Consider the following 25,196-nt stretch of genomic DNA (forward strand, 5'->3'; position numbering starts at 1 on the left):
ATCACTGTCGCTGTACATAAAATAAAATATTAGAATTATACAGCGCGAAACTAAGAAAAACAGAAATAAACATCAAGACGTCATTTTTGGACGCTTACTGAAGTTCTCCAAATTCTAAGCATATCACTTACAGATAAAACTTGTTTGAGCGACCTCTTTAACAAAACTAATTTCAAAAATATCAAAGAACGAAGCGGTTCAAGTGAACCAAATTTATTTAATTTTTAATCGTCCACTTTTTAGTGGACAGTAGTGAAATAATTTAATTATAATATATTTTTCACTTGATTCTAGAAGGAATAAATATATAAATAGAACTAAGCTCAATATTGTTATAATAATCATGGATATTAATCGAGTAAAGCCCTCTTCTAAAAAAAAATAAGGAATAACATTTACAGTTACGACAAATAATGTGATTTTAAGAACTGGCAATAAAACATTCTTAAAATATTTCTGATAGCTATATGCTACTTGATTATGAATATCATATAAACTATATGCAACATACAACAACTGCATTATTACCTGTACAACTATGGGGATAATTGGTTCTGGAAAACATTTCAATAAAACATAAGATATAGGTAAGGAAGATAAAGTTATAAACCTACCGTAAACCTGTATATTTCTTATTTTTCCGGTTGCATTTGCTACCAGCCATAGTGGATTGCCAAAAACACCAAATATAGATTCAAGCATTATTAATTGGGTAAATACAACTGTGTATTTAGGTACGTTTTTTAACCACAAAGTCAAAACATACTCTGTATTAGATAGTAATGGAATAGTGAGAAAAAGCATTAAAATATATGAATACACAGAACTTTTTTCTAGTAATCGATTCATAAAGCCTGTATCTTCAGTTGTATAAGCTTTTATTATTTGAGGTTTTATTGCAACAAATAAGTTTTCGGTTAATCGAGTTATTGCAGCATTGACCTGCATTGCTATCGCACGAGCTGCATTGGCCATCGGTCCAAAAAAGATGTTCAGAATAACATTTATCCCTTGTATTCCAATAGACCACGAAAAACAGCCAAACAAGTTATACCCTATGAAATGAAACAATTCATTTACAAGGGCTTTATTCCAATAAACACCAATTCTGCATTCTTCAAACCTTCTAACACAGTAGAAAATATAGAACAAAAAAATTATAATTGAAATAGCAGATAAGAGTGCTGAATATAGGATCAAACGGTCAATAGTAGTAACAGTAAGTAATAAAAAAACAATCAATAATTTCGCAATAGCTTCAAACAATCCAAGATAAGCGTAAACAGACATTTGTTCACGTGCTACAATAGCACTAATAAAGGACACTTGATTAATAGCAACAAATATATTAATCATTGAAAAGTGAAAGACCCATTGAACTGCTACAATTCTATCTGTTGGTATTGTCAATTTATTCAAGACAAACCAAAGCCCAACAGATTCTCCAATAAGAAGGACAGCAACTGAAAATATAAAATAGAGAACAACACTTTGTTTAAAAACATTTCGAGTCTCCATTAAGTCATTTTTCCCTAAACCAATATTTAAATAACGTTGAGTTGCATTTGACAAACTAGAAATAAAAAAAGCTAAAAAGGAAACAACTCCACCGACAACATTATAAATGCCAAAATCTTCTACCCCTAAGACTTCTAATATTATACGTGAAGTATACAAAGAGACCAACATAACCAGAACCATACGAATGTAAAGCATTAAAGTATTTTTTGCTATACGATGAGTTCTTCCTGTATAAATATCCTTTCCCATTTGCTGGTACTTCTTTTATAAAATTACCCTTTTTGTCACTCCTCTACCTCACTCCATGGATACGGATTCTCCTCCAAATTCCTCAAATCCTCTATTACTTCTCGCTCCTCTTCTGGTAACTTTTTATATCCCCAGCTATCAATTATCCTATGCGCCTCCAGCGCCAATTCCTCATCAAACACTTCAGCATAACATGCCACTAACAGCCTACATTTTAATAAATTTGCTGGCAGCTGCTCCAACACTTCCCAACTACGATCCAGTATGGACTGTATCTTCTCGTCTTTATCTCCATGGTTGCAAAGAGTGGCTTTATATCCAGCTAGCAAAGCAACACAAAGCGATGCTTCTTCCTCGGCAGTACTACCGTACTTGAAAATCAAAGCCTCGACTTGTTGGTAAACCTCAATATTAAGTTGACTAAAACGATCTACGTAAATGGGCTCGCCATTTACACCGAGATACAAAAGTTCATGAGCTGTTTGGTAAAGCTCGTTGATTTTAGATTGTAACATTCAGAATGAGAGTTGAATATTTGATTTTCTTATAATTGATTTTCAATGCATTCAATCAGAGAGGGATGAACGAAAGCCGTAGCCACAGCCATCACACCCTGTATGGAAACAACAACGCGACGATCGCCCTTTACACGAAGAAATATACCCTCTACCCCTTCGAAAATACCACCAGTGATGCGGACACGATCGCCTTTTTGTGCTCCACTATCAACAGAAGGTAAATAAACAACGTGCTGGTCGTAATTGCCGGCAACGGCTATGAAATACTGCATCTGAACTTCAGGAATAGTAATGGGTTGACGGGTTTCGCGATCCATAATGTAACGCAATGGAAGTGCTACTGCATTTCTCTCTTTTATTTCGTCAATCTTCCGACGGGTAGAACGAATAAACACCAGATTGTGCACGGCGGGAACTAATTTGCGAATGCGCTGACCGTTCCTTACCACGTACTCATAACGCATAGGAACAAAGTTTTCGATATGTTCCTGATCCAAATGGTTCTTTAATGCTAACTCCCGACTATAAGTGATACGCAAAGCATACCATTTTAATTGAGAATTATTCTCTTGGCTCATATTATACGTGTGTTTGCCGATATACAATCTGTTTGCGAAAAGGATATTCCTTGGGGACACCGGAATAAAGAAAATCCTTTCCCGGTTAAAACGTAAATCAATGATATTGAATCCTATACGTTCAAATACCAATATAAAATTCCCCTATCGCAGGAAGAACAAATATCGGCAGGCAGCGAGGTGCTACGCCCAAGTTCTATGTATCAAAACATTTGGAAGCTCTGAAGAAAGCAAAGTACTATATCCACTTTATTGAGCAACAAACGTTCGTTTGATGGCACAAAGGTATTTTATTTTGTTTGATTGAGCAAAGAAACGAATACGTAATTTTAAAACGGTACTAAAAAAAGCTATACAAGTGCTTATAATCAATGCCTTAATGAAATAATAAATGAGTCTTCTTTACTAAGTGTTTTCTATTTCATCAGAGGGTCTGACCCATGCTTAAAACCTGCCCATCAAACGAACGTTTATTCCCCACCTGTATTTAATTCCAAAACAATTTACATCATTTCCATCATCTGCATAATATAATACACGCGCATATACACACGCGCCCACGTGCGCATACGCTCGTAATCTCTTTTTAATCAGCCTTTTTGTGTTACACTAATAGAGGGTAGCTCCCTACCCTACACACAATACATGTAACACAAAAAAGAAAAAAAGGAAACATATACGCGCGTATGCGAGAAAATCACTTAATAAATCTTAATTTTGAGCCGTTTAAATATTTTAAATTAGAATTATGAATCAAAAAAATCTAAGAACGGCACCGTCGTTTATGCAAAAGGAGAGTCGTATGTAGTTATCGTTTATCGGGAGGACGATGAAGCAACGCGAGTGTTAAACCTCATAGAAGCCACGAACGAAAGAATCGTGATACATGCTGATAGAGTGAATGTTATGAAATTCTTTATTGATCTATTGCAACTAAAGAGAAAGGAGAAGAATCAGAAGAGCGTGCAAAAGCTGGCACAGATGCTCGATTTTTTCTTCGACTTCCGAAATCTCAAAAGACCAGATCAGAGTATAAAGCTGCAATCTATTGTAACTGAGATACATAACACCCTACTTAGCGAGGAAGAGAAAAAGGCAAATAACTAATAATCAAAATCTTAGACAGATAGTCCGCTCAGAAGCAAAAGCGGACTATTTTTATATCCCATCTTTATACCTCACCTTTGCCAACAATTCGGAATAACCCGAATCCAAAACAAACAAAAAACAAAGCTATGAATCAACAACCAGTAACCACATACAGTGGTTTCAGTAAAGTGTCGGGGAATATAACCCTCGCAGAGTTTTTTAATCTCATTAGTGGCTCTACCTACGAGCACCTCATTCAAAAAATCGGCTGGCTCGTACAAGCCGGAAAAACCAAGGAGGCCGGAAATGTAAAACGGCAACTCCCCTTTTTCACCATCACAGCCCACTACCAGAAAAACAGACTTCCGGAGAGCATTGCCGGATACAATGACCTGATCACTATCGACATTGACGGACTGACTGATGAGCAAGTCGCTACGCTACGCCCGATTATCGAACAGGATGCCGCCACCATAGGCAGTTTCCTCACCGCCAAACAACACGGCTACAAGATCATTGCGCATCTGGTCAGCGCATCCGTCGAAAAGCTACGAAAAAAAATCCTCTCTGCCGAAACCATAACTTACGAACAGCTGGAAGAGTACCACGAAAAAGTTTATGAACTCACCCGTCGGCATTACGAAGACATACTCCAGGTAGAAGTAGATACCAGCGGGAAAGACATCTCGCGTGGAGTCTTTGCGTCATACGACCCGTTGGCATTCTTCTCACCCGAACGATTAGCCGGAGTCCGACCGCTTACTGCAAAAATCATTGCACCGGAATCGGCACCCAAGCGAAAGCGGAAAACGACATCGGAGAAAGTAGCACCTACCACTGATACAATTACGGCAACCGGACAAAGCACCACCGACATCAGCCCCATCACCCAACTGGAGTTCAACAAATGCGTAGCTTCCGTACGTCGCACGATACGCTACGAAGAAGGAACTCACAACCCGTTTCTTTTCGCCCTGGGAAACAAATGTTTCAAACGCGGATTGGATGAAGCCGAAGTCAAACTACTGGCAGCACATCGATTTGGCGATAATGGAAAATGGGATACGGATACACCCATCAGCAATGGATATACCTATATCAGCAAAACCGAAAAAGCAGAACTAGAGAAAGAAAACCGCAAACCGGTTATTGAAGAGGTTAAAACATTTCTCGGCGAACGGTACCGTTTCCGCCGTAACACCTTACTCGAACGACTGGAATTCAAGGAGATATCACCCGATGCCCCGGTCAAAGAGTATCGAACGATGGCAATCAAAGACCTGAATACCATATTCCTGCGACTCAGCGAATCGGGTATATCCTACACCTTCGGCAACCTGAAAACCATTATTGATTCGGACTATGCAACACCGTTCGACCCTTTTCTCGATTATTTCAACGCGCTCCTCCCCTGGGATGGAATAACAGACCATATTGCTCTACTAGCCGACACCGTACAAACCACCGATCGGTCTTACTGGCATAAAGTGTTCCGCCGCTGGTTAGTGGGTATGGTGCGTTGTGCTATGGGAACACAAGACATCAACCAGCAAGTCCTGCTGCTCTACGGTCAGCAAGGCAAAGGCAAGAGTAGCTGGATACGCAACCTCCTGCCACCCCAATTACGCGAGTACTACTGCAACGGTATGATAGACCCGGCAAAAAACGACAATATGTTACGACTATCCAACCGCATACTTATCGACATGGAAGAATTCGAAGGAGCTAAGCCAGCCGACATAGCCGAACTGAAGCGCATCACCTCCCAAAGCAGTGTCGTCCTGAGAAAACCCTACGATATTCAAGAGCGAACCTATCCACGCAGGGCATCCTTCATTGGAAGCACCAACAATACCCGGTTTCTAAGTGACATTAGCGGATCTCGCCGTTTCATGGTAGTACAGGCTACGGAAATAAATTATCGAACAAAGATCAACTACGAAGGGCTATATGCCCAAGTGATGTACCTCATCGAAAATGGCTTCCAGCATTGGTTTGAAGGTGAAGAAATAAATATCATTAATCAGCGGAACGAACAGCATCGTATGAAGGACCCATTAGAGGAAAATCTGTATGTGTATTACCGTCCCGCCACCCCGACCGATTACATGGTGAAGTGGAAACCAGCCGCAGCCATACTCTCCTACTTAGGCGGAGCAGGACGCACACAAGTCAATGCGCAATCACAACAACTCCTGATACAGGTACTGGAACGGGATGGGTTCATGAAACGAGTGAATGAACATGGCATCACGGAGTATGGGGTGATTGTACTCACGATGGATGAAGTGGAAAATAATGCCAAAAGAATAGAATAGGTTGGAAAACAGAAATAAATCAACCACTTATTTGATTATTACGTTGACTTATTTGCATAAGTCAACGTAATATATGTAAAAAATAGAGAATAGTAAAAACTCTCTCTAAGGCTCCCCCAAATGCCGGACAATCATCGCTACTTCTCTGGGAGTGAATCCCCGGCGATATTTATTATAATTGGCATTATTCAACTCCTCCATTAAGGCAGGATTTGTACGTATCCAACGCGATAGAGTTTGCAGGGCCACAGTCAGGCACTCTTGAGGATTGTACAATGCAGCTAATTCTGCTTTGCTATACGCACGGATTTTAAAAGATTCTTCGTTCATTTTATGGTCTATTTTAGTATTTATTTATGGTATAAATTTACTAAAAATGGCTCTGATAATCAAATGAATAAATACATAAAATATAACAATTTATCAATTATATTTCAATTCCTTTATATCTTATTTTATCCTCTCAAAAACCATCGTAAATCATCAGAAACGAATCCCGGTATTGGAGATAATAATCATATTTGCATCGGGTTTGAAACATGAATTAACACTGATCAAGACCCTAATTCAAAATTATTAATTCAAAATTATTTCTTATGCCAGTACCTTACAAGAAAATGCTGAGAAAGGACCCACGCGATCCGCAAGCAACAGCAAAGTATCACCCAAGATTGGTGACACAGGGCAACAGTGCCGATTTGAACGATATTGCTTATCTGATGAAAGAGGCCAGTTCGCTTTCATTGGGAGATATCAAGAGTGTACTAACCAACTTTACCGAATGCATGCGTACTTTGCTCTACTCGGGACAATCAGTCCGGATTGCCGACTTCGGGACTTTTAGCCTGGGAGCACGCACATCGGGCGAGGAAACGGAAAAAGAATGCGGAGTAAAAAACATCAAAACCGTAAAAATCAATTTCCGCGCAGCAACAAGTGTAAAACCTAGTCTGACATCGACCAGAGCAGGGGATCGAATCAAGTTCTACGATATCAAGACAGGGGTAGTAGAAGATTCAGGAGGCAATGCCGGTGGAGACGACGAAGGTGGTGGAGAAGTAGTAGACCCAGGGTTTTAGTCTTGTGGAGGGGAGGTATATGGGCTCCCACCACCTCCCCCCTTCGGGGTACTCCTCCTCTGAAAAGGAGGAGAGTTCTTGCAGCGGCTTTTTACTTCTTACCAATTCTAATTCGTAATGTATGTGGCTTCTTTTCGATTGCATATTTCTTCAATACACCCGGGCCACAACTACTATTACCTAATCCTAACACGACAGCATCCAGGCTCAAAATTACTTCGCGACGGGCTTTTAGCATATAATCATGCGATACCGCATAAATATCCTGGGCAGTATAGTGTAATGCAGAAGCTGAGAATGGTTCACCGATAGCATCCACACGCAATCCTTTCCCTTTTGAATCCGTCAGTGTCAGGTAATGCACATCTTCTTTGTTTCCACTATCCTGCGGACGGGGATAATGTGTATATTGATCACTGACTTTTCCGCTCCAACGACCCATATCGGCAGAGGTTTTCCGGTCGGGATAATTCTCCTGCGGCCCACGACCATACCAGGTAAAGTTATCATATGCAGCCGGTAGACAGAATGCAATACCCAAACGTGGGAGTTCGGGAAGTTCTCCCTGTGGCGTGAAAGTTACTTCCAGGTCAATTTCACCTGTTTCCAGTACCGTATAGACATAGTTTACATCTACCTGACCATGTTTGTATCCGTTTGTTTTAAGTACACGAACCTGAACGGTGCCATCAGCTAGCTGATTGTATTCTACGGAACGGGTAGTAACAATTGGTTTATCCATTTCATGCAGTTTCCAGTCTTTAGCTAACCAATTACCGAAACTCTTATCATTATCTGTTGGAGCACGGAAAACCTGTGCCCAAGGTTGAGCCGGAATATCATCCGGCCCAGCCAGCATCTCTGTTTCTTCATAATTAAGCGAAAGCAGATCACCTTGTTGCAAACTCCATACGGCGGAAAACAGTCTATTCTTTACGGTAAGAACCTCTTCTCCAAGAGGTACAACTAAACTACTATCCGGAATCAAAACCTCGCTACGGGACGTTCCCACCTCCAATTTAATCTTATACCGCTCCACTTCTTGCGGCAGGCTACCTTCCTGCAACACAAACTGTTCTGAGTACACTTCATGACCACGTTTCGCCCAGAGGCAATCATCACGCAAAACGATATTCACACGCAAACGCACATCCGTACCTTGCGGATAACCTCCCCAAAACGGTAAAGAGATCATAGCACTATCTCCGCAAGCTATCTCAGGTAAAGACAATTCACCTGTACGCAAACGGTCACCATTGATGGTCAGATTATAATGACAGCGATATTGTGCCATACCGGTATGATGATTACGGTTGATTACTTTCAGTTGGTTACCTTCCAGCTTAAAAGCAATAGGAGCATATACTTTCTTTACTTCAAGATATTTAGGTGTGATCTCACGATCTGACATTACTATACCATTAAAACAGAAAGCTTTCAGGTTAGGAACATCGCCAAAATCGCCACCATAGGCCACCATGGTACGACCATCATCCAGTTTCTTATAAATACCCTGGTCTGCCCAGTCCCAGATAAAGCCTCCCAACATGCGAGGGTTGCTATAAATTTCATCCCAATATTCTTTAAAGTTACCCATTGCATTTCCCATAGCATGGGCATACTCGCTAGTCATTACCGGACGGTTGTCATTGGTACGCTGTGCAATACTCAACAGTCGTTCCCAACGGGCATTCTCGGCACGTTCTTCATCTGCGCCATCAGCAATACCAGGGTTTAAGTATTCTTGTTGTACACGGGTATAAAAACGACTGATTACATCTACTGTATAAGGATCTGGTTCGCCATTCACACCTTGCGCACCCTCATAGTGAATCGGGCGGGTAGGATCAAAATCTTTTAACCAGGCAGAAATTGCCGCAAAGTTAGGACCATAACCACTTTCATTTCCCATACTCCACATTACAATAGATGGATAATTCTTATCCCGTTCCGCCATACGGACTGCACGGTCCATAAAAGCAGCGTGCCAATCGGGAGTGCTCGCTAAGGTACCACGTAAACCATGCTCTTCTATATTTGCTTCGTCCATTACATAGAGTCCAAGGCTATCGCATAGTTCATACCAACGCGATACATTGGGATAATGGCTGGTGCGCACGGCGTTTATATTGGCTTGTTTCATTAACAGGATATCTTGTATCATGCGCTCTTCACCCACCACACGAGCTGTACGTGGGTCATGTTCGTGACGGTTTACCCCACGGAAACGAACAGGTTTACCATTGATTAATACCCGACCATCTTTAATCTCTACTGAACGGAAACCTATACGCTGGATAATCTGCTCTACAACAACACCTGTACTATCTTCAAGACTGAGATGCAATGTGTAGAGTTCAGGAGTTTCAGCCGTCCACTGACGTGGGGCATTGACCTTTGTCGTAATACGTCCCATCTTACGTGGTCCCCGCTGCGGATACCATTCATTCATATTCGCCGCCGGCGAGGCGCCGGAGCCAGGTTCCCATGGGGGCAGCAAGGTTGGCGAAGCCGGCAAGGTGCCGGTTCCAGTTTTCCATACGTTTTCAATGCCCTTGTTGTCATATAACCGGGCACGCACTTGATACCCTTCGCCCCGTTCGTTGCCATACACACTTAATTGTGGATCTATCTGCAATGTGAAATCTTTGTAATCCGCATCAGGAATAGTACGCACTATAAAGTCACGGATATGTACATCCGGTGTATGAATCAATGAGATGCTGCGGTGTATACCTCCGAAACGCCAGAAGTCCTGATCCTCAAGATAAGATCCGTCACTATAGCGATACACTTCAATGGCAATCTGATTCTCGCCTTTCTGAATGTATGGAGTAATATTAAATTCACTAGCCTCCATACTTCCCTGACTATACCCTACCCTTTGTCCGTTGACCCAGACGTAGAAAGCGCTCATTACCCCCTCAAAACGTACAAAGGTCTGTCCCTTTTGCTCCCACGTTGCAGGCAATGCAAATGTACAACGATACTGTCCTACCGGATTACGTTCCTTGAAAGTAGTATACGTAGACTTTGGCTCATCCGTCACAAACGGAGGATTGATCTTGAATGGATATCCGGCAGATACATAAATCGGCGTACCATATCCGTTCACCTCCCAGTTGGCGGGTACAGGAAAATTTACCCAGGCAGAATCATCGAAATCCGTACGGTAGAAATCCGGGGTGCGTTCTTCCGGAGTGGCCGTCCAACGGAAGCGCCATGTTCCATCCAAGCTAATCACGCGATCGCCCGGCCGCAGTGCAAAAGGAATAAAAGCGGCGCGGGCAGGCTCGCGATTAATTTGTAATATATGATGGTTTTCCCAATCTCTCAAAAATGGTTGGGCGTTAACAGACACAATAGTGGAAAATAACAGGCAAATTAATGAGAGTAGATTTTTCATATAGTTATTGGATTTCTAAATAGACGAACAAAGATACAAAATGTACTTATCGAATGGAGAATTGAGAGTTGAGAAGTGAGAATTATAAACGAATTTATTATCTTTGTATTATTATATAGAGCAAATAATACTATTAGGATATTGTATTATGCTATAAGAACAGCATATTATATCATTGAAAAAACGCAGAATATGAAAGACAGCTTTACAGAAGAAGAAAGAAAAGATATTATCAATTATCGGCTAAAGCGCTCGCATGAGACACTGCATGCCGCTGATGTCATGATAAATGCCGAGGAGTTTCATTCCGCAGTCAACCGTCTTTATTATGCTTGTTATTATGCTCTTAGTGCTTTGCTGATTAAATACAAGATTAACACAGGAACACATCATGGAGCTAAATCTCGTTTTGGTGAACATTTCATTATGACCGGACGTATTGAAAAAAAGTATTCCATATTCTATTCACAGCTTTTTAATAGCCGTAATGAGGGTGACTATGATGATTTTGTATATTTCGACCAAGAAACAGTCACAGACTATCGAACAAGAGCGAAAGAGTTTTTAGAAGTAATAGAAAGAAATATTCACAATTTGTAATTTGGTTATGATATCCAAAACTATACTGACAAGAATCAGAAATATCATCCATTCTGTAGTTCCTAACGCCGAGATTATTCTTTTCGGCTCACAGGCTCGTGGTGATGCTACTGAAGAGTCAGACATAGATTTACTTATACTTATCGACAATGGAAGTGACAAACTTTCTTATGATGAAAAAAGTGCAATATTAGACCCGATACTTGATTTGGAAATGGAAACAGGATTAGAAATAAATCCTATAATGAGAACATACAAGCAATGGTTCAATCAACCTTTTCGTACTCCTTTTTACATTAATGTAATGAAAGAAGGAATTAAGATATAAGATGGTGATCTTCTCTTTCAGCTATTTCAACTACAGTTTTTCAAAGAATAGCGTTAACAACGGCTATTGAAATCACTGAACATCCAATCCGTCAAAAGCTAAACCGTTCATATCTGATGCTGAGAGTATTACTTTGTAATAACCGGCATTGATATATGTACCTGTAGTGGTGCTCATCAAACGCCATTTCTCTGGGGCTTCGGGAAAGGTGATCTGATCATCTTTCAGTACCGTACCGACTTTATCTATGAACTGCAAACGAACAGTGATGGGTTTTCCGCTTGTATTCATGTATTTGAATCGCAGTGCGTATTCCTGGGCTAAACCGGTGGAGATATTCCATTCTATGCTGTTTTTTTCTCCTTTAGTAAAGAAGATTCCGGTTTGTTTGCGATGTTCTTTTTGGGTGTATTTACCTTTAAGCTGTGCTTCTTCTGCTTCATAGGTTACACTGACACGGGCATTTTTGTCTTCGGGTAGAAGTTCTTTGGGGGTCTTTTCCATGACTTCTTCGTTAAAAGATTTCCATGCGGTAACGTGCCGCTGCGAAATTCCTCCCCCTGCCCCCTCCAGAGGGGGATAGGCTGCGCCATGAGCTGCTATAGCAATAGCCGAGATCAATGCCTGTCCCGCTTTTACTTCAGGAAAGTTGATTGTTAGCATTCCACCTTTTACGTCGGCATAGACTACTTTTTTGAGAGCGCCATCGTGTCCGGCTTCTGCCCAGACATCCAAATCATTGATTACAGTTTCACCGTTAACGGCTACATCAAAGATGCGTAGACCTTCGCAATCAGTGGAGGCACTGCCACCTGTTCCGTGCCATGGTTCGACGAAATAGAGTTCTATCCGGTAACGACCATCGGCTACAGGGAAACGGTATTCCAGTTTATGGCGACCGAAACGGAAGTATTGGAATAGCTCCCAATCGCGAGTGCCACGAATAGGGTCGTTGGTTACACGTTGACTTGCCAGAACTGGGTTTAATCCTTCAAAATCTTCTGCCCACGAGTGGGAAATGGAAGTATCATCCTGCAACCATTGTTGGCCGTATTCGTCGGTATAGGTATCCCCACCGCAGTTCACACGATATAGGTAGTTGTATCCTTCTTCCCCTTTCAATAGCGGACGGGCATCTGCATATAATGCATCAAAATGAGGCGCACGTTCCAGGCCATTCAGTACAATTAAATCTTCTGCTACGGGTTTTCCTTTATAATATCCTACAGCACGTAATATATTATAACGAATATCACGGTTTTCCCAGCGGAGAGGTGCCGCTGCCAGGTTTCCATGCGGGCGATGAGAGGGCTTACCCAGATTTTCCATATCCCCGGCAGAGTTGTAAAGTAAAACTGAGTCGCAGTTACTATACACATCTATTGTAGCCCGACGGCGTCCCGTCTTGAAACGGTCCGCCCAGGTATGCGAAACAATATATACCATGGGATCTTTAGCTGCACTTACATAATTGGAACGATACATGTAATAAACATCCAGCGGCTCTTCCCACGGTGTGGTTAGTCCTTTATAGTTGAATGGACCTACCTTATCTATCGTACGGTAAGCTTCGTCCGGTTGGCGGCGTCCGGGATTATCGTGGCTGCTATAAATCCACTGAAATTGTCCGCACACACTATCGCGCACCTGTTCTGCCAAACGAATTTTCATCTCCATAAGCTGACACATACGGTCTTCGCTCCATACACCGTTTTGTTGGAATTCTCCCGGTTCTGTGTGCAGGTCAATGCTGCGCCATGCACCGTATTCGCCATTTAATAGCTGGTCTTTACGCGATAATTCCTGATTGTAGTTGAATGGATTACCACCATACGTTCCACTCCAGTTCTGTACCACATTCCAGTCTGTACCCTCGCCACCGTTACAAGTAGTAATGATACGCATATTGCGGGCTGTCGGGTCCATTTCGCGAATAATTTCGCTGCACTCTTCGGCAAATGCACGAGGCAGTGTACTTTCATTTTGTAATCCCCAGATCACTACAGATGGCGAGTTACGGCGTTCCTTCACCCACTGGCGAAGCAGCTTCTTAAAGTTCTCACGGAATTCCGGAGTATCATACCATACATGTGCCGAAAGCTGCGTCCAGAACAGTACCCCCTCTTCATCCCAATACTTCTGATAATCGAGATGGTGAGGTTGGTGCGCATCGCGGAAACCATTGAATCCGGCAGCACGTATCTGCTTTACACGGGCAGCAACCTGTTCACGACTAAAAGCATGGCTTTGTCCGAACTGATGTTCATACTCACATACACCATTAATAAATACGGGTTTGTCATTCAGATAAAAACGGCCATCGCCATCGTTCCGTTTTACCGGCCAGCTAATGGTGCGAATACCGAAAGGAGTAGTTATCTCATCCGTTGTTTTGGTATTCCGCTTAATCATGGTTGCCAGATTATAGAGATATGGATTTTCTACATCCCAACGTACCGGATTTTGTACAGGAGAGCTTTGACGGACAACCTTTGTCTCACCCGGAGCAAGCGTTACCTGTTCTACCAAGCGAAATACCTGACGTCCTTCGTCTGTACTTAATTTATTGACGAGTTCAACGGTTTGAGCAGTATTACTATAATTTTTAATTTCCGTATCTATAAATACATTCTCTGCCTTATCATCATTCCAAACGTGTATACCAAATGGTTCGATGCGGATATTATCCGAAACTTCCAGTTCGACCGGACGGAAGATACCCAAGGGTTGCGAACCTTCACTGAACCCCCATTCGGAAGAACAGCCGCCGCAAACCCAAGGCATATCGGAAATCATTTCCGGATGTTCGGCTTTGACCTCAAGGACATTGTCCTGACCAGGTTTTATGGCATCTGTTACATCCAAAGTCAACGTAGTACGCCCCACCGGATGGCGACCATAATCTTTTCCGTTTAGCGTTACGGTGGCATAAGTTCCCACGCCTGAGAAACGCAGGGAATATACAGGTTGAGTTCCAATGCTTGCACTGCCTTCGCATGATTTAGGTGCAATAAAAGTTGTGCGGTATAACGCTGTTCCATGCAAGTTACCATGTGTTAGCTGACGGTATCCGTAGTAATCATCCCAGTTGTGTGGAATGGTAACTTTCTGCCACCCATAATCAGATGCACCGCCTTCCCCCTCTCCTTTGGAGAGCGCCTGGGTGAGGTTGTTTGGCCTTTCTGCCTTTATCAGTTTGGTTTCCCACTCCTTTATATCAACAACTGCCCTGCGATTCTTTATCTGAGGTGCCGGGAAACGTACGGCAGAACGTCCCATCGGTTTACTGGTTGCCACGGCAATGCCCCGTTGGTCATATTTATTGGTTGCACAATAAAAGTGATAAACTACTCCTTCATAATTTATCACGTAACTCTTGTGTGCGAACAGGTTATCATAATCTTTAGATGGGATGATGAGGTCTTCGCCCTGCCAGTCTGTCCAGTTGATCAGGTCATAGCTACATGCAAATGTGTTGAATGCTTTATAACGGCGGGTAGGATCAAAAGCAGAGAAATAAAACATAACATATACATCACCGAATTTCTGTATGTGTGCATCTCCTGTAATTGTTCCTTCTGTTTCGTGTGTAAATACAGGGTTGCCTTCATACCGTTTCCATTTCTTCATGTCTTTGGAAAGAGCAATCCCTACCCTTTCACCTTTCAGGTTGGTTTCGGGGTGACGGCCACCGGCATTATAAAACATAACGAAAGGATAACCGAAGGTTTCAGCTTTATCCCAATAGACTGTACTTTTATATTCTGTGATATTCTCAAACCACTGTGCGTCTTTGTCGGTGGATGACATGATAGGTTTATCCATTGCTTCCCACTCTATAGCCTGCCCCAGATTTTGTCCTTTTGTCCAGGCTAGGCCAATGCTAAGCGGTCCGGTTTCATAACCCGGATTGGGACCACCAATATAGGTCATCCAGTATTTGCCTTTCCAGGGTTGAAGTTCGTAGCTTCCTCCCCACTCCATATCGGGAAGAGCGGGAAAACCTCCGCGTTGGCTTTTGTCCCATGCGTTGTCACGGTAAGCAAGTAAACGGCCTTTGGTTGTCCATTCCAGTAGGTTGTCGCTTTCTGCCAGCCAGGTTTCGTAACCGCGGCCATCGGTTCCGAAGCGACCGTTATATACAACGAAGGTCATGTACCATTTATCGTTATGGCGAAAAACGGTGGGACAATCCATTTTGGAGTAGTTGGTTTCAGGAGCCAGCACCATGCCGTATTTGTATGGGGTCTTGACTTGCTCGTATATTTCTGCCATGCGTTCCTGCGAGACTTCACGTTGCGCGGTGGCTGTGAGCATGATGAAAGAGAAAAGGAAAAGAGTAAGTATCCGGTTCATTGTTGTATATAAGTGTGTCATCCAAATTTATTTAAAAAAACATCCAATCCATTGTTTCTTCTACTCCAGCTAGTCCGGCATTGCGGTTTTTAATATCCGCATCAGTAAAGCCGAGTACTAATGCATAGCCTTTAGGTAACAGTAATGTATGTTTTCCGGCCGGGAAACTATATGCATGAACATCTGCCAATGGTAATCCTGTGATACGAATAGCGTGGGTAAGTTTCGGCTCAGCTTGTCCGTATTCATTGGCAGAAGCATCGGTTTCAAGTGTTGGTTTCTTAGCATATTTTCTATGGTCATCGCGGAAATAACCTACCAATAAACTCACGGGGTTTTCGGTTTCGAATTCTATGGTTGTGGCCTGCTCGCGCTGCTCATCACCATTGAAGCGATAAGCTGTCAGCCCTTCAAGTTCTGTGGCTAGTGCTTCTACTTTATTGGGAAGGTTGGAGAATAATACGGTGCCTTTGGTTAGTTTCACAGGAACCAGGTTATTCAGGATTTTCACTTTGGCCGGTGGAAGAGGAAGAAATATTTCTTCTTTCACACCTGCGCCATCGGCTCTTTCTTTCAGTACTGCCAGGTTTCCTTTGAAGTTTTCCAGTTCCTTTTCGTAATGTACCAGCATTTCTTCCCAGGTCTTGTTCTTGCCGCCATCTCCACCAATCGGAATACGACGTTGGGATGTCTGCATACTATTAGCATAATAGTAGTGATCTTTGGTAAGCTCCACCAACTTGCGGTAATGTTCAAGGCTTTGCTCCATCAATGGTATGGCATCTTCCAGGCTCTTCAGGTCTTTGCCCCATTGATAATCCAGCACGAGTTTAGCTGCCTTTACTTTCAGGTTGAAGGCGTAGGCAAATTCGCGATAGCAATGCATGTCGTTGCGCAAACGTTCAAACTCGTCTTTATTTGCTCCAGCCTTTCCGGCTGCTTTTTCTATGGCTTCAACTGCTTTGTCACCATGTTCTATGGCCTGACTGACAATATCTAATGGAAGTTCGCCGACGTGTGGTTCTTTCTTCCATTCCTTTTCTACATATTCAATCAGCTTCTCGCCTTCCGGTCCACAGCTTTCATAAAATCCCGGATAGATGGTGTATTTGTATGGGTTCACCAGCTGGCTCATAAACATGCCCAATAACAAGGTCTGCCGATTGCCTTCCGTAATTCCGAAACGACGGAGTAGTTTTGGAGCGATTTCGCCACTTTGCTCATAAGCCTCTAAAATATTTGCAGCAGTTTCTGATGGCATACCATAAAAATCGCCCAATTGCCGGCACCAGTATTTAATTTCTCCCTGACGGTTGTGCTGGCTGTTCCATGCGTATCGTCCCCAGGTTTTGTACCAGATCCAATCGCGGTAAATTTGCTTTTCGCGTTCTCCGTTCGGTAATTTATCGGCTGTATAGGGCCAATCCCAGTAGGAAGTTTGCGGATACAGGTGCAGGGCATTCGCTCCATGTACGTTATGCATCGCTTTTACGGTTTTCTGTACGAAGTCGGGAGATCCCCAACGGAAAGGTTCCAGGTTGGCCAATACATGTACATTACTGATATGGATACTTCCCAGAGAACTCAGATCGGTATGTATCTTTGCCCACGGTCCACGGGGTTCGTATGTGGTCAAGGATTCGCCGTTGTATTTGTGCATGGTGTACAGGTTCTTATAGATTGGCAATGCAGCATCCATCACCATTTTACAGTTCGTATCGTGTGCACGGAGCAAGATAGGCGGTTCGTCTGTACGTCCAAGTTTAGCCAGTCCGTCTTTTACACCGGGAATAATGGTCTTCGTAAACCATTCCACATCATCTTCGTAGGTGTCCATTGCTTCGCCCAGACATACGAGTAGTCCGACATTGGGGTACTTCTCGATGAAAGCGGCTACTGATTTACGGGTATAATCGCTTAGTAATGGGGTTATCGGACGGTTACGATCTTGTGTTTTGATGCCATAATGATCGGCAAATGGTTTGGACACCAGAATATTATAAAACATCTGGATAACGAATATGCCGCGCTTGTCGGCTTCTTCGGTCAGGAAACTGAATATTTCTTCGTTTTTCTTAAAGGTTTCTTCATCTACTTCTATGGCAAAAGGATAATCTTCGAGTTTTACCAATGAAGCAAACGGGTGGCCATTCCAGAGATATAATGAATTCATGCGGTTTTCCACCAGCATATCGAGGTACTGTATCCACTGTTCTTTATCGTAAAACCAAGGAAAGTTTCCGGGGGTATACGGATATTCGTATACGGTGTGTCCGGGCAGATATTCTGTTTTTTGCAGTCCGATACAAGCACCACGCAGAACCATTTCGGGGGCATCGGAGAAAGATGCCGGAAAGTCCAGATTTTTCTTATCGTTTATATGGTCAATCAGCTCACGGCTACCGTAGATTACTCCGCTACCATCGCGACCGCTAATTGTGGTTATATCGCCTTCTGTAATCACACTAAATCCTTCGGCACGCAAGGTTGTATCTTTGGAAAGTTCCAACCGAATGGTTTTTCCTTCTCCGTTATTTACGCTATATCCGGCCTTAACCAGTGATTCTTTTAATTGTTTAGCGGCGAACTGAACACGTTTGGAAGCCTCTGGACTTACTTCTACATTCACATTCGTCTTTCCACAAGCACACAGAAGGGCCAGCAGAAGGGTTAGGACTACTAACTTTGACTTTATCATATTGAGATACTATTTTTATAATTTCAAGACGTCCGGATACGATATTTGTACCCAAATCCATCTCTAATTATTAGATAGTATTATCCGGGATTTAAACACTTGTATTTTTTTGTGTGTATGTCATTCATGCGGTATAATGGCATAACATTCATTATCCAGAACCACTCCATCATACCGTTTTTCGACTAAACTAAGTTTTCCTTCATAATGGAAGCCACATTTTTTTAATACATTTTTCGATCTTTCATTGAAAGGGTAACAGTATGCCGAGATCAGATCAAGTTTCATTTCTTCGAAGCCAAAACGTAGTATGGCACGTACGGCCTCGGTTGCAAAGCCTTTTCCCCAGTGTTCTTCTCCGATAGCGTATCCAAGCATTCTTGCTTTATTATTTTCTCTTTTGGGATCGGGTATTAAGCCTATTGAACCAAATAGTTGGCCTGTTTCTTTCAGTTCTATACCAAAAACAGATTCCTGATTCAGAAAAATGAGCTTCATAATTTCGTGTGTTTCTTCTATGTTGTCATGCGATTTCCATCCGGCATTGTCGCCCACGTTTTTGTTCCGGGAATACTCAAAGATGGCTTCTGCATCACTTTCTATGATCGGACGAAGAATCAAGCGTTCAGTTTCTATTGTTTTCATTTGTGGATATATTAAGATTGTTTCCAAAAATAGTAAATATTAAAAAGATAGACGCTATAACATATAATGATTATCCTCAATCCCCTCCCTCTCTCCTCCATTCTTTCCAACTGACATTTTGTTAATTACACCCAAATCAGATGAAAACGATGCACCATTGTTCGTGATTGAAAAATGCCTGTCATTTTCAATCACGGAAATGCAAAATGGCAATACAATTATGCATTAGATTAAAAACAGAAAGAAAAAGCAAACTCGCCAAAACAATATTTCACAAACCAAACAGTTACACCGATAATATGATTATTTAAAGATTAATAGAAAAACGATTAAAATAGAGAAAGTAGCCTCCTGAATTTACACTTCTTCTAAGTTATTCAATCTTTTATGCACTGAAAAAATGAAATCAACACTTTTTATCCTCCTTGTTAAACGCATCAACTGTCTACGTTAACACATCAACTTCGAGGTATAACAATGCAGGTAGTGGTGTTTAGTGTGGCCTATGATTTTTATTCATGTAGAAAGTTGACGTGTTAAGTGAGCCAGTCACCTTGTTAAACAAGAAAATAAGAAAAAGTTGTCGGGACACTCCAGTTTTCTATCAAAGAAACTGCCTATTAGCATAGAAAATATGCTTTTTCTTCCCTTTTTAAGCTAAAAATCTTCTTTTAGATAACCCATAAATAGTCGCCATATGCCCTCTGAGGCACATCCTATACTTTGAGCGGAAAGAATCCGGCACAGACACATTATCAAAAAGCGCATATAAAATTAAAAACGGAAGAAATAGAACACACAAATCAAACAAATACGCATCAATTAGACATTTTCAGAAACTCTTAAAACTTACAGTTCTCCCCTCTCGGTGAGTACATTTTCATACTTCTTCGTCTTAAACACTAAAGTGTTTATTCATCAAGTACCAATAAATATAAAAAGACATATGGGTAAAATAAATATGCGTTCCTTTATTCAGGAAATAATTGCAGACAAGAAACGGGTGGCTATCCCTATCATGACACACCCTGGCATTGAAATGAACGGCAATTCGGTACGCGATGCCGTAACCGACGGCGAGGTTCATTTCCGGGCCATCCAAACGCTCAACCAGCGTTATCCGTCGGCCGCTGCCACCGTTATCATGGACTTAACTGTAGAAGCCGAAGCTTTCGGTGCAGAAATTATTTTTCCTAAACATGAAGTACCCAGCGTTGTTGGCCGATTGATTACAGACGAAGCTGGTATTGAAGCATTGCAAGTTCCGGAACTGGACAAAGGTCGCGTTGGCGAATACCTCAAAGCCAACCGTTTGGCTGCCGAAACCATTACAGACCGTCCGGTACTAGCCGGTTGTATCGGCCCTTACTCCCTTGCCGGACGTTTATACGATATGTCGGAAATCATGATGCTGATTTATATTAACCCCGATGCCGCCAACCTGCTATTACAGAAATGTACCGATTTTATTCTTTCTTATTGCCGTGCGCTAAAAGAAACCGGCGTAGCCGGAGTGGTCATTGCAGAACCCGCAGCGGGACTTCTTTCCAATGAAGATTGCCAGCAATTCTCTTCTATTTTCGTTAAAGAAATTATAGATGCCGTGCAGGATGATACCTTCGCTGTTATTCTGCATAACTGCGGTAATATGGGGCAATGTACTCCGGCCATGGTTTATACCGGAGCTGCCGGCTATCATTTCGGTAATAATATTGACATGACGGTCGCCATGAAAGAAATTCCTGCCGATGCATTGGGACTGGGCAATCTGGACCCAGTCGCTGTATTCAAACAAGGTTCTGCCGAAAGCATAAAAAGAGATGCTCTGCAATTGCTGGCCGACATGGAACCTTATCCAAACTTCGTACTTTCAAGCGGTTGCGATACCCCCCCTGAGGTTCCGGCCGAAAATATAGATGCTTTCTTTGAGGCACTGAAAACATATAATGATTCAAGAGCATAACATACCGTTTAACGAATTATCCATCACTCCCGAAGAAGTATACGAAGCCATGGGCTATGGCACGGAGACTCCGGGAGAAGATATCCGGGAGATTGTAGAGGAAGTCATTGAACATGTGGCTTCCTTTGCCATAGGTCGTTTCATGTATTTTACAACAAATGGTTCATTAGATAAGAACACGCTACAAATCGCGCAAAACACCCTTAATATAGGTTCTATTATTGCCAAACAATTGGTTCATTCGGAAGCTTTTGTCCTTTTCGCAGCTACCGCCGGACAGGAATTTGAACAGTGGATGGAGAAGGTTAAGCAATGCGACGATATGGTATTACAATATATCGCCGATTCCCTAGGTAGCTGCTTTGCTGAAAAAGTGGCCGATTACATGGAAAATGTGTTAACCTCAAATATTGCTCCGCAAGGTCTAAAACACACCAACCGTTTCAGTCCCGGATATTGTGACTGGCATGTTTCCGAACAGCAAAAACTTTTCTCACTTTTCCCTACCCCGTCGCCTTGCGGCATACAACTTACAGAATCCAGCCTGATGATTCCTATTAAATCCGTTAGTGGGATTATTGGGATTGGCGCTCAGGTGCGGAGGATGGAATACAGTTGTGGGGTGTGCACTTTCGAACGGTGTTATAAGAAAAAGATTAAATTAGGTATATAGAAGATTCAAATACGTATATTTTTCTTATATTTGCACGTAACATTATGATATAGAAAAGAAAGGAATCAACATGAATACTAAACTAACATTAAATGTAGACAAAGGCATTGTAGAAGAAGCTAAAAGATATGCCAGGAAACACCGTGTAAGTTTGTCCAATCTCATAGAGAATTATCTTAATTCTTTGGTGGAAAAGCCCAAAGAAAAAAAAGAAGTTAGTGCGTTGGTAGAAAGTCTGACAGGTATTATTCCTGATACAAAAGATGAACGCAATGAATACAGAGATCATTTACAACAAAAATACATGTAATGGATAAAGTTTTAGTAGACACAAACATTGTTCTTGACTTATTAGCCAAAAGAGAAGACTTTTATGTAGAAGCCCAAGAACTGTTTACGCTTTCTGATAGAGGAAAAATTAAGTTATTTGTTTCAGCCTTAACTTTGGCCAATACACATTATATATTAAGTAAACATTATTCGCCAAACGATGCACGTAAAATACTTGGTAAATTCAAGATATTAGCAAAGACACTACCCCTTGATGATAAAGTAATAGACTTAGCACTTGTTTCCGACTTCACCGATTTTGAAGATGCAATTCAGTATCACAGTGCTCAACAAAGTAGTTTGAATTACATTATTACCCGCAATAAAAAAGATTTTAAAACGTCCAAAATCCCTGTCTTTACTGCAAAAGAATATGTTACGCGCTTTAAAAACGAATAGCAAATCAGATATCAACAATAAGATAAAAGAAGCTGTCTCAAAATTCCACATTTGTAGTTAATGTATTATTTTTGAGACAGCTTCTTTTTTACACATGCCCATTGAAGAACAAATACAACCCAACCATCACGATAATAAGCATGATCCATAAAATGGTCACACGCCTGGTAGGTACTGCAAGCGTTCCAAAATCAAGCGTATTTTGAGTTTGATTACTCGTATCTAACGCGCTAACCACTATCATAGCGATAGAAATCACCACAAAAAGAAGGAATGAAAGCATCATAAAGTGCGGCCAGAAATCATACTTATCCGCCGGCAAAACCCACAGATAAAGTATACCTACAATAAGGCTGAATGCGGTACCAAAGGTCAGGGCCATATTAGCTGCTCGGGCGGTAGCTTTCTTCCAGAATACACCAAACAAAAATACAGCAGCCATTGGAGGAGCAATAAATCCTAATACCGATTGGAATACATTAAACAGGTTAAGCCCTTTAATACTATCAATAGCAATCGTAATAAGGATGGAAATAATAGCTCCGACCACCGTTACGATACGCCCCGTTTTAATAATATCACCTTGCTGTGCGTCAGGTTTAATACGTTTCACATAGATATCCATAGTAAAGACCGTACTCAACGCATTCAATGCCGAACCAATAGTACTAACCAAAGCAGCAGTCAGCACAGCCAACACCAAACCTACCATACCATTGGGAAACAAGTTGGTAACCATAGTCATATAAGCTTCGTCCGGATTCTGTAAAGAAGGATACAAAGCCAGACAAAGTATACCTGGAATTATATAAAGAGGCACGTCCAGAATCTTTAACCAACCGGTAAAGTTAGCCCCCAACTGGCCCTGTTCCAGATTCTTGGCAGCCAACACAGGCTGTACCATAGATTGGTCTGTACACCAGAACCAGACTCCCATTACCGGATATCCCAAAAGAATAGGAAGCCAGGGAAAATCAGGGTCATCATTAGACTGGAACAGGTTCCAGTAATCATGAGGTACGGCATCATACAGTGCAGCAACGCCCCCTACCTTATTCAATCCGACAATAGTAAGTGTCAGTGAAACAAAAATCAGCAAAAGCATCTGGAAAACATTGGTATATGCCACTGCCTTCAATCCACCAAGCACTGTAAAGAATACAGAGATGAGCAACAGGATCACTGCCGATTGCCACATAGGAATATCGAAGATCTGTTTGATCAGGACGCCTCCCGCAAAAAGCGTCAGCGCCAACCAGGAAATCAGGATCGTAACAATGGTGTACCAGGCAAGGATATTACGGGTGGACTGCCCAAAACGCTTGCCCATAAATTCGGGCAAAGTGACAACCTTAGCCCCCAGATAACGGGGAGCAAATACGAAGGCCAGCAAGAAAATAAAAACAAAGGCATACCACGCAAAGTTACCCGAAACGATACCTGTTGTAAATCCTGCACTGGCAGAAGCGATGAGCATAGATGGTCCGACGTTGGTTCCCCACATGGAGAACCCAATGGTTGGCCATTTCAATGAGCGTTCGGCAAGGAACAAGCTACTTCCCTTTTTACGGGTGGTGCTTGCCCAGATTCCGATTCCAAACAGTATGACAAAATATAGGATAAGGATACCCCAATCCAGTGTTTCCAGGTAGTGTACTTCCATAATATTATTTTTAAGTAGCTAGTAGTAACTACTAACTTCTAGCTTCTGATTACTGAATTAAACTCCAATCAGCTCTTTAGCTTTGGCTACTGCCGAGTTTGCATTATCGCTGTAACCATCAGCACCGATTTGCACGGCAAATGACTCGTTTACAGGAGCGCCACCTACCATAACCTTTACCTGTTCGCGGATACCGGCAGCTTTCAATGCTTCGATAACCACTTCCATATAAGTCATAGTAGTAGTGAGCAGAGCGCTGATGCAAAGAATATCCGCATTATGCTCTTTTACAGCTTCAACAAACTTTTCGGCGGGTACATCAATGCCGATATTAATGACCTCAAAGCCACACCCTTCGAACATGGAGGCAACGAGGTTCTTGCCGATATCGTGTAGGTCGCCTTTAACGGTACCGATCACGACTTTACCAATGGTCACCGAAGCAGCACCTTGCAATAAAGGCTTTAATAGCTCCAATGCCCCCTTCATAGCACGGGCAGACATAAGTAGTTGTGGTACAAACGCTTTTCCATCTTGAAAACGTTGACCAATCTCGCCCATGGCTTTGATCATGTATTCGTTAATAATTTCCTGAGGGGCAACGCCCTGATAAATAGCTTCACGGGTTATTTCAATGGCCTGTTCCATTTTTCCAGCCAATATGGCGTCGTAGAGTTGATTTAGTTCCATTATTTATTGCTTTTAGGAACTAGAAGCTAGTAGTTAGTAGCTAGATATTGTCCTTTCCCTTGCGGCATCGCTCCATTGACCTAGCTTCTTACT

The 25,196-nt window shown here is 42.1% G+C and carries 17 protein-coding genes and 5 pseudogenes; 10 read left to right on the forward strand and 12 right to left on the reverse strand.

Annotated features, from left to right (window positions below; translation table 11 throughout):
• Nucleotides 1-99 precede the first annotated feature (99 nt).
• Nucleotides 100-228 (forward strand): annotated as a pseudogene (locus D0T87_RS14650) (IS4 family transposase); the annotation flags it as partial.
• Here the strand turns inward: D0T87_RS14650 and D0T87_RS14655 are convergent.
• Genes D0T87_RS14655 through D0T87_RS14665 form a run of 3 tightly spaced genes read right to left on the reverse strand, consistent with a single transcriptional unit; the run spans nt 214 to nt 2,866 of the window.
• Nucleotides 214-1,770 (reverse strand): hypothetical protein, encoded by a 1,557-nt coding sequence (locus tag D0T87_RS14655; protein WP_163175893.1) that lies wholly within the window; start codon nt 1,768-1,770, stop codon nt 214-216. The pseudogene D0T87_RS14650 and the gene D0T87_RS14655 sit on opposite strands and share 15 nt — an antisense overlap.
• Nucleotides 1,771-1,805: 35 nt before the next feature.
• Nucleotides 1,806-2,285 carry a UpxZ family transcription anti-terminator antagonist gene (locus tag D0T87_RS14660; protein ID WP_163175894.1) on the reverse strand — a complete coding sequence of 160 codons (480 nt, stop codon included), beginning with the start codon at nt 2,283-2,285 and terminating at the stop codon, nt 1,806-1,808.
• Nucleotides 2,286-2,314: 29 nt separating this feature from the next.
• Nucleotides 2,315-2,866 (reverse strand): UpxY family transcription antiterminator, encoded by a 552-nt coding sequence (locus D0T87_RS14665; RefSeq protein WP_163175895.1) that lies wholly within the window; start codon nt 2,864-2,866, stop codon nt 2,315-2,317.
• A 906-nt stretch (nt 2,867-3,772) separates the two neighbouring features.
• On the opposite strand from D0T87_RS14665, the gene D0T87_RS14670 reads away from it, so the two are divergent.
• Together D0T87_RS14670 and D0T87_RS14675 are read left to right on the forward strand one after the other, a co-directional pair.
• A complete protein-coding gene (locus D0T87_RS14670; protein ID WP_163175896.1) occupies nt 3,773-3,973 on the forward strand; it encodes a hypothetical protein in 201 nt (66 codons plus the stop codon).
• A gap of 128 nt (nt 3,974-4,101) precedes the next feature.
• Nucleotides 4,102-6,273 carry a VapE domain-containing protein gene (locus D0T87_RS14675; RefSeq protein WP_163175897.1) on the forward strand — a complete coding sequence of 724 codons (2,172 nt, stop codon included), beginning with the start codon at nt 4,102-4,104 and terminating at the stop codon, nt 6,271-6,273.
• Between the two features lie 105 nt (nt 6,274-6,378).
• Here the strand turns inward: D0T87_RS14675 and D0T87_RS14680 are convergent, their stop codons facing one another.
• Nucleotides 6,379-6,603, reverse strand: a complete 225-nt coding sequence (locus tag D0T87_RS14680) for a DUF4248 domain-containing protein (RefSeq protein ID WP_163175898.1) — start codon at nt 6,601-6,603, stop codon at nt 6,379-6,381.
• A gap of 266 nt (nt 6,604-6,869) precedes the next feature.
• Here D0T87_RS14680 and D0T87_RS14685 point away from each other — a divergent pair, with 266 nt between their 5' ends.
• On the forward strand, nt 6,870-7,352 hold the full coding sequence (locus D0T87_RS14685; protein WP_163175899.1) for an HU family DNA-binding protein: 483 nt from the start codon (nt 6,870-6,872) through the stop codon (nt 7,350-7,352).
• A gap of 91 nt (nt 7,353-7,443) precedes the next feature.
• Here D0T87_RS14685 and D0T87_RS14690 read toward each other — a convergent pair whose 3' ends face one another.
• Nucleotides 7,444-10,758: a glycoside hydrolase family 2 TIM barrel-domain containing protein gene (locus tag D0T87_RS14690; RefSeq protein ID WP_163175900.1), complete on the reverse strand. Its 3,315-nt coding sequence runs from the start codon at nt 10,756-10,758 to the stop codon at nt 7,444-7,446.
• 192 nt (nt 10,759-10,950) lie between these two features.
• On the opposite strand from D0T87_RS14690, the gene D0T87_RS14695 reads away from it, so the two are divergent.
• Both D0T87_RS14695 and D0T87_RS14700 read left to right on the forward strand, forming a co-directional pair.
• The gene (locus D0T87_RS14695; RefSeq protein ID WP_163175901.1) at nt 10,951-11,358 is read left to right on the forward strand and encodes a HEPN domain-containing protein; all 408 of its coding nucleotides are present in this window, start codon (nt 10,951-10,953) and stop codon (nt 11,356-11,358) included.
• Nucleotides 11,359-11,365: 7 nt separating this feature from the next.
• A complete protein-coding gene (locus D0T87_RS14700; protein WP_163175902.1) occupies nt 11,366-11,686 on the forward strand; it encodes a nucleotidyltransferase domain-containing protein in 321 nt (106 codons plus the stop codon).
• 72 nt (nt 11,687-11,758) lie between these two features.
• On the opposite strand, the pseudogene D0T87_RS25100 reads toward D0T87_RS14700, so the two are convergent.
• The 5 genes and pseudogenes from D0T87_RS25100 to D0T87_RS14715 form a co-directional block, all read right to left on the reverse strand.
• A pseudogene (locus D0T87_RS25100) lies at nt 11,759-12,199 on the reverse strand (beta-galactosidase); the annotation flags it as partial.
• Nucleotides 12,200-12,279: 80 nt separating this feature from the next.
• Nucleotides 12,280-14,791 (reverse strand): annotated as a pseudogene (locus D0T87_RS25105) (malectin domain-containing carbohydrate-binding protein); the annotation flags it as partial.
• Nucleotides 14,792-14,910: 119 nt separating this feature from the next.
• A pseudogene (locus tag D0T87_RS25110) lies at nt 14,911-16,042 on the reverse strand (beta-galactosidase); the annotation flags it as partial.
• Between the two features lie 31 nt (nt 16,043-16,073).
• Entirely contained in the window at nt 16,074-18,740 is a 2,667-nt protein-coding gene (locus tag D0T87_RS14710) for a glycoside hydrolase family 20 zincin-like fold domain-containing protein (protein WP_163175903.1), read from the reverse strand.
• 120 nt (nt 18,741-18,860) lie between these two features.
• Nucleotides 18,861-19,385 (reverse strand): GNAT family N-acetyltransferase, encoded by a 525-nt coding sequence (locus tag D0T87_RS14715; RefSeq protein ID WP_163175904.1) that lies wholly within the window; start codon nt 19,383-19,385, stop codon nt 18,861-18,863.
• Between the two features lie 946 nt (nt 19,386-20,331).
• Between D0T87_RS14715 and D0T87_RS14720 the strand changes: the two genes are divergently transcribed.
• From D0T87_RS14720 to D0T87_RS14735, 4 genes are all read left to right on the forward strand, one after another.
• Nucleotides 20,332-21,348 (forward strand): uroporphyrinogen decarboxylase family protein, encoded by a 1,017-nt coding sequence (locus D0T87_RS14720; RefSeq protein ID WP_163175905.1) that lies wholly within the window; start codon nt 20,332-20,334, stop codon nt 21,346-21,348.
• Nucleotides 21,335-22,021, forward strand: coding sequence for a vitamin B12 dependent-methionine synthase activation domain-containing protein (locus tag D0T87_RS14725; RefSeq protein ID WP_370526857.1), 687 nt, complete (start codon nt 21,335-21,337; stop codon nt 22,019-22,021). Before D0T87_RS14720 ends, D0T87_RS14725 begins: the two co-directional genes overlap by 14 nt.
• A gap of 70 nt (nt 22,022-22,091) precedes the next feature.
• On the forward strand, nt 22,092-22,331 hold the full coding sequence (locus tag D0T87_RS14730; protein WP_163175906.1) for a DUF6364 family protein: 240 nt from the start codon (nt 22,092-22,094) through the stop codon (nt 22,329-22,331).
• A complete protein-coding gene (locus D0T87_RS14735) occupies nt 22,331-22,750 on the forward strand; it encodes a PIN domain-containing protein (protein ID WP_163175907.1) in 420 nt (139 codons plus the stop codon). The genes D0T87_RS14730 and D0T87_RS14735 overlap by 1 nt, the downstream gene beginning before the upstream one ends.
• A gap of 88 nt (nt 22,751-22,838) precedes the next feature.
• On the opposite strand, the gene D0T87_RS14740 is transcribed toward D0T87_RS14735, so the two are convergent.
• Entirely contained in the window at nt 22,839-24,413 is a 1,575-nt protein-coding gene (locus D0T87_RS14740) for a sodium:solute symporter (protein ID WP_163175908.1), read from the reverse strand.
• Nucleotides 24,414-24,470: 57 nt separating this feature from the next.
• Nucleotides 24,471-25,091 (reverse strand): annotated as a pseudogene (locus D0T87_RS25115) (corrinoid protein); the annotation flags it as partial.
• Nucleotides 25,092-25,196 lie beyond the last annotated feature (105 nt).

Source organism: Bacteroides sp. 51, from assembly GCF_010500965.1.
In the GTDB taxonomy this organism is placed as follows: domain Bacteria; phylum Bacteroidota; class Bacteroidia; order Bacteroidales; family Bacteroidaceae; genus Bacteroides.

Bases quoted from the DNA above. Each gene is read 5' to 3' on its own strand.
- D0T87_RS14665 (WP_163175895.1), bottom strand. From the start codon at position 2,866: ATGAGCCAAGAGAATAATTCTCAATTAAAATGGTATGCTTTGCGTATC.
- D0T87_RS14675 (WP_163175897.1), top strand. From the start codon at position 4,102: ATGAATCAACAACCAGTAACCACATACAGTGGTTTCAGTAAAGTGTCG.
- D0T87_RS14680 (WP_163175898.1), bottom strand. From the start codon at position 6,603: ATGAACGAAGAATCTTTTAAAATCCGTGCGTATAGCAAAGCAGAATTA.
- D0T87_RS14740 (WP_163175908.1), bottom strand. From the start codon at position 24,413: ATGGAAGTACACTACCTGGAAACACTGGATTGGGGTATCCTTATCCTA.
- D0T87_RS14690 (WP_163175900.1), bottom strand. From the start codon at position 10,758: ATGAAAAATCTACTCTCATTAATTTGCCTGTTATTTTCCACTATTGTG.
- D0T87_RS14655 (WP_163175893.1), bottom strand. From the start codon at position 1,770: ATGGGAAAGGATATTTATACAGGAAGAACTCATCGTATAGCAAAAAAT.
- D0T87_RS14720 (WP_163175905.1), top strand. From the start codon at position 20,332: ATGGGTAAAATAAATATGCGTTCCTTTATTCAGGAAATAATTGCAGAC.
- D0T87_RS14735 (WP_163175907.1), top strand. From the start codon at position 22,331: ATGGATAAAGTTTTAGTAGACACAAACATTGTTCTTGACTTATTAGCC.
- D0T87_RS14730 (WP_163175906.1), top strand. From the start codon at position 22,092: ATGAATACTAAACTAACATTAAATGTAGACAAAGGCATTGTAGAAGAA.
- D0T87_RS14695 (WP_163175901.1), top strand. From the start codon at position 10,951: ATGAAAGACAGCTTTACAGAAGAAGAAAGAAAAGATATTATCAATTAT.
- D0T87_RS14685 (WP_163175899.1), top strand. From the start codon at position 6,870: ATGCCAGTACCTTACAAGAAAATGCTGAGAAAGGACCCACGCGATCCG.
- D0T87_RS14715 (WP_163175904.1), bottom strand. From the start codon at position 19,385: ATGAAAACAATAGAAACTGAACGCTTGATTCTTCGTCCGATCATAGAA.
- D0T87_RS14700 (WP_163175902.1), top strand. From the start codon at position 11,366: ATGATATCCAAAACTATACTGACAAGAATCAGAAATATCATCCATTCT.
- D0T87_RS14670 (WP_163175896.1), top strand. From the start codon at position 3,773: ATGAAATTCTTTATTGATCTATTGCAACTAAAGAGAAAGGAGAAGAAT.
- D0T87_RS14710 (WP_163175903.1), bottom strand. From the start codon at position 18,740: ATGATAAAGTCAAAGTTAGTAGTCCTAACCCTTCTGCTGGCCCTTCTG.
- D0T87_RS14660 (WP_163175894.1), bottom strand. From the start codon at position 2,285: ATGTTACAATCTAAAATCAACGAGCTTTACCAAACAGCTCATGAACTT.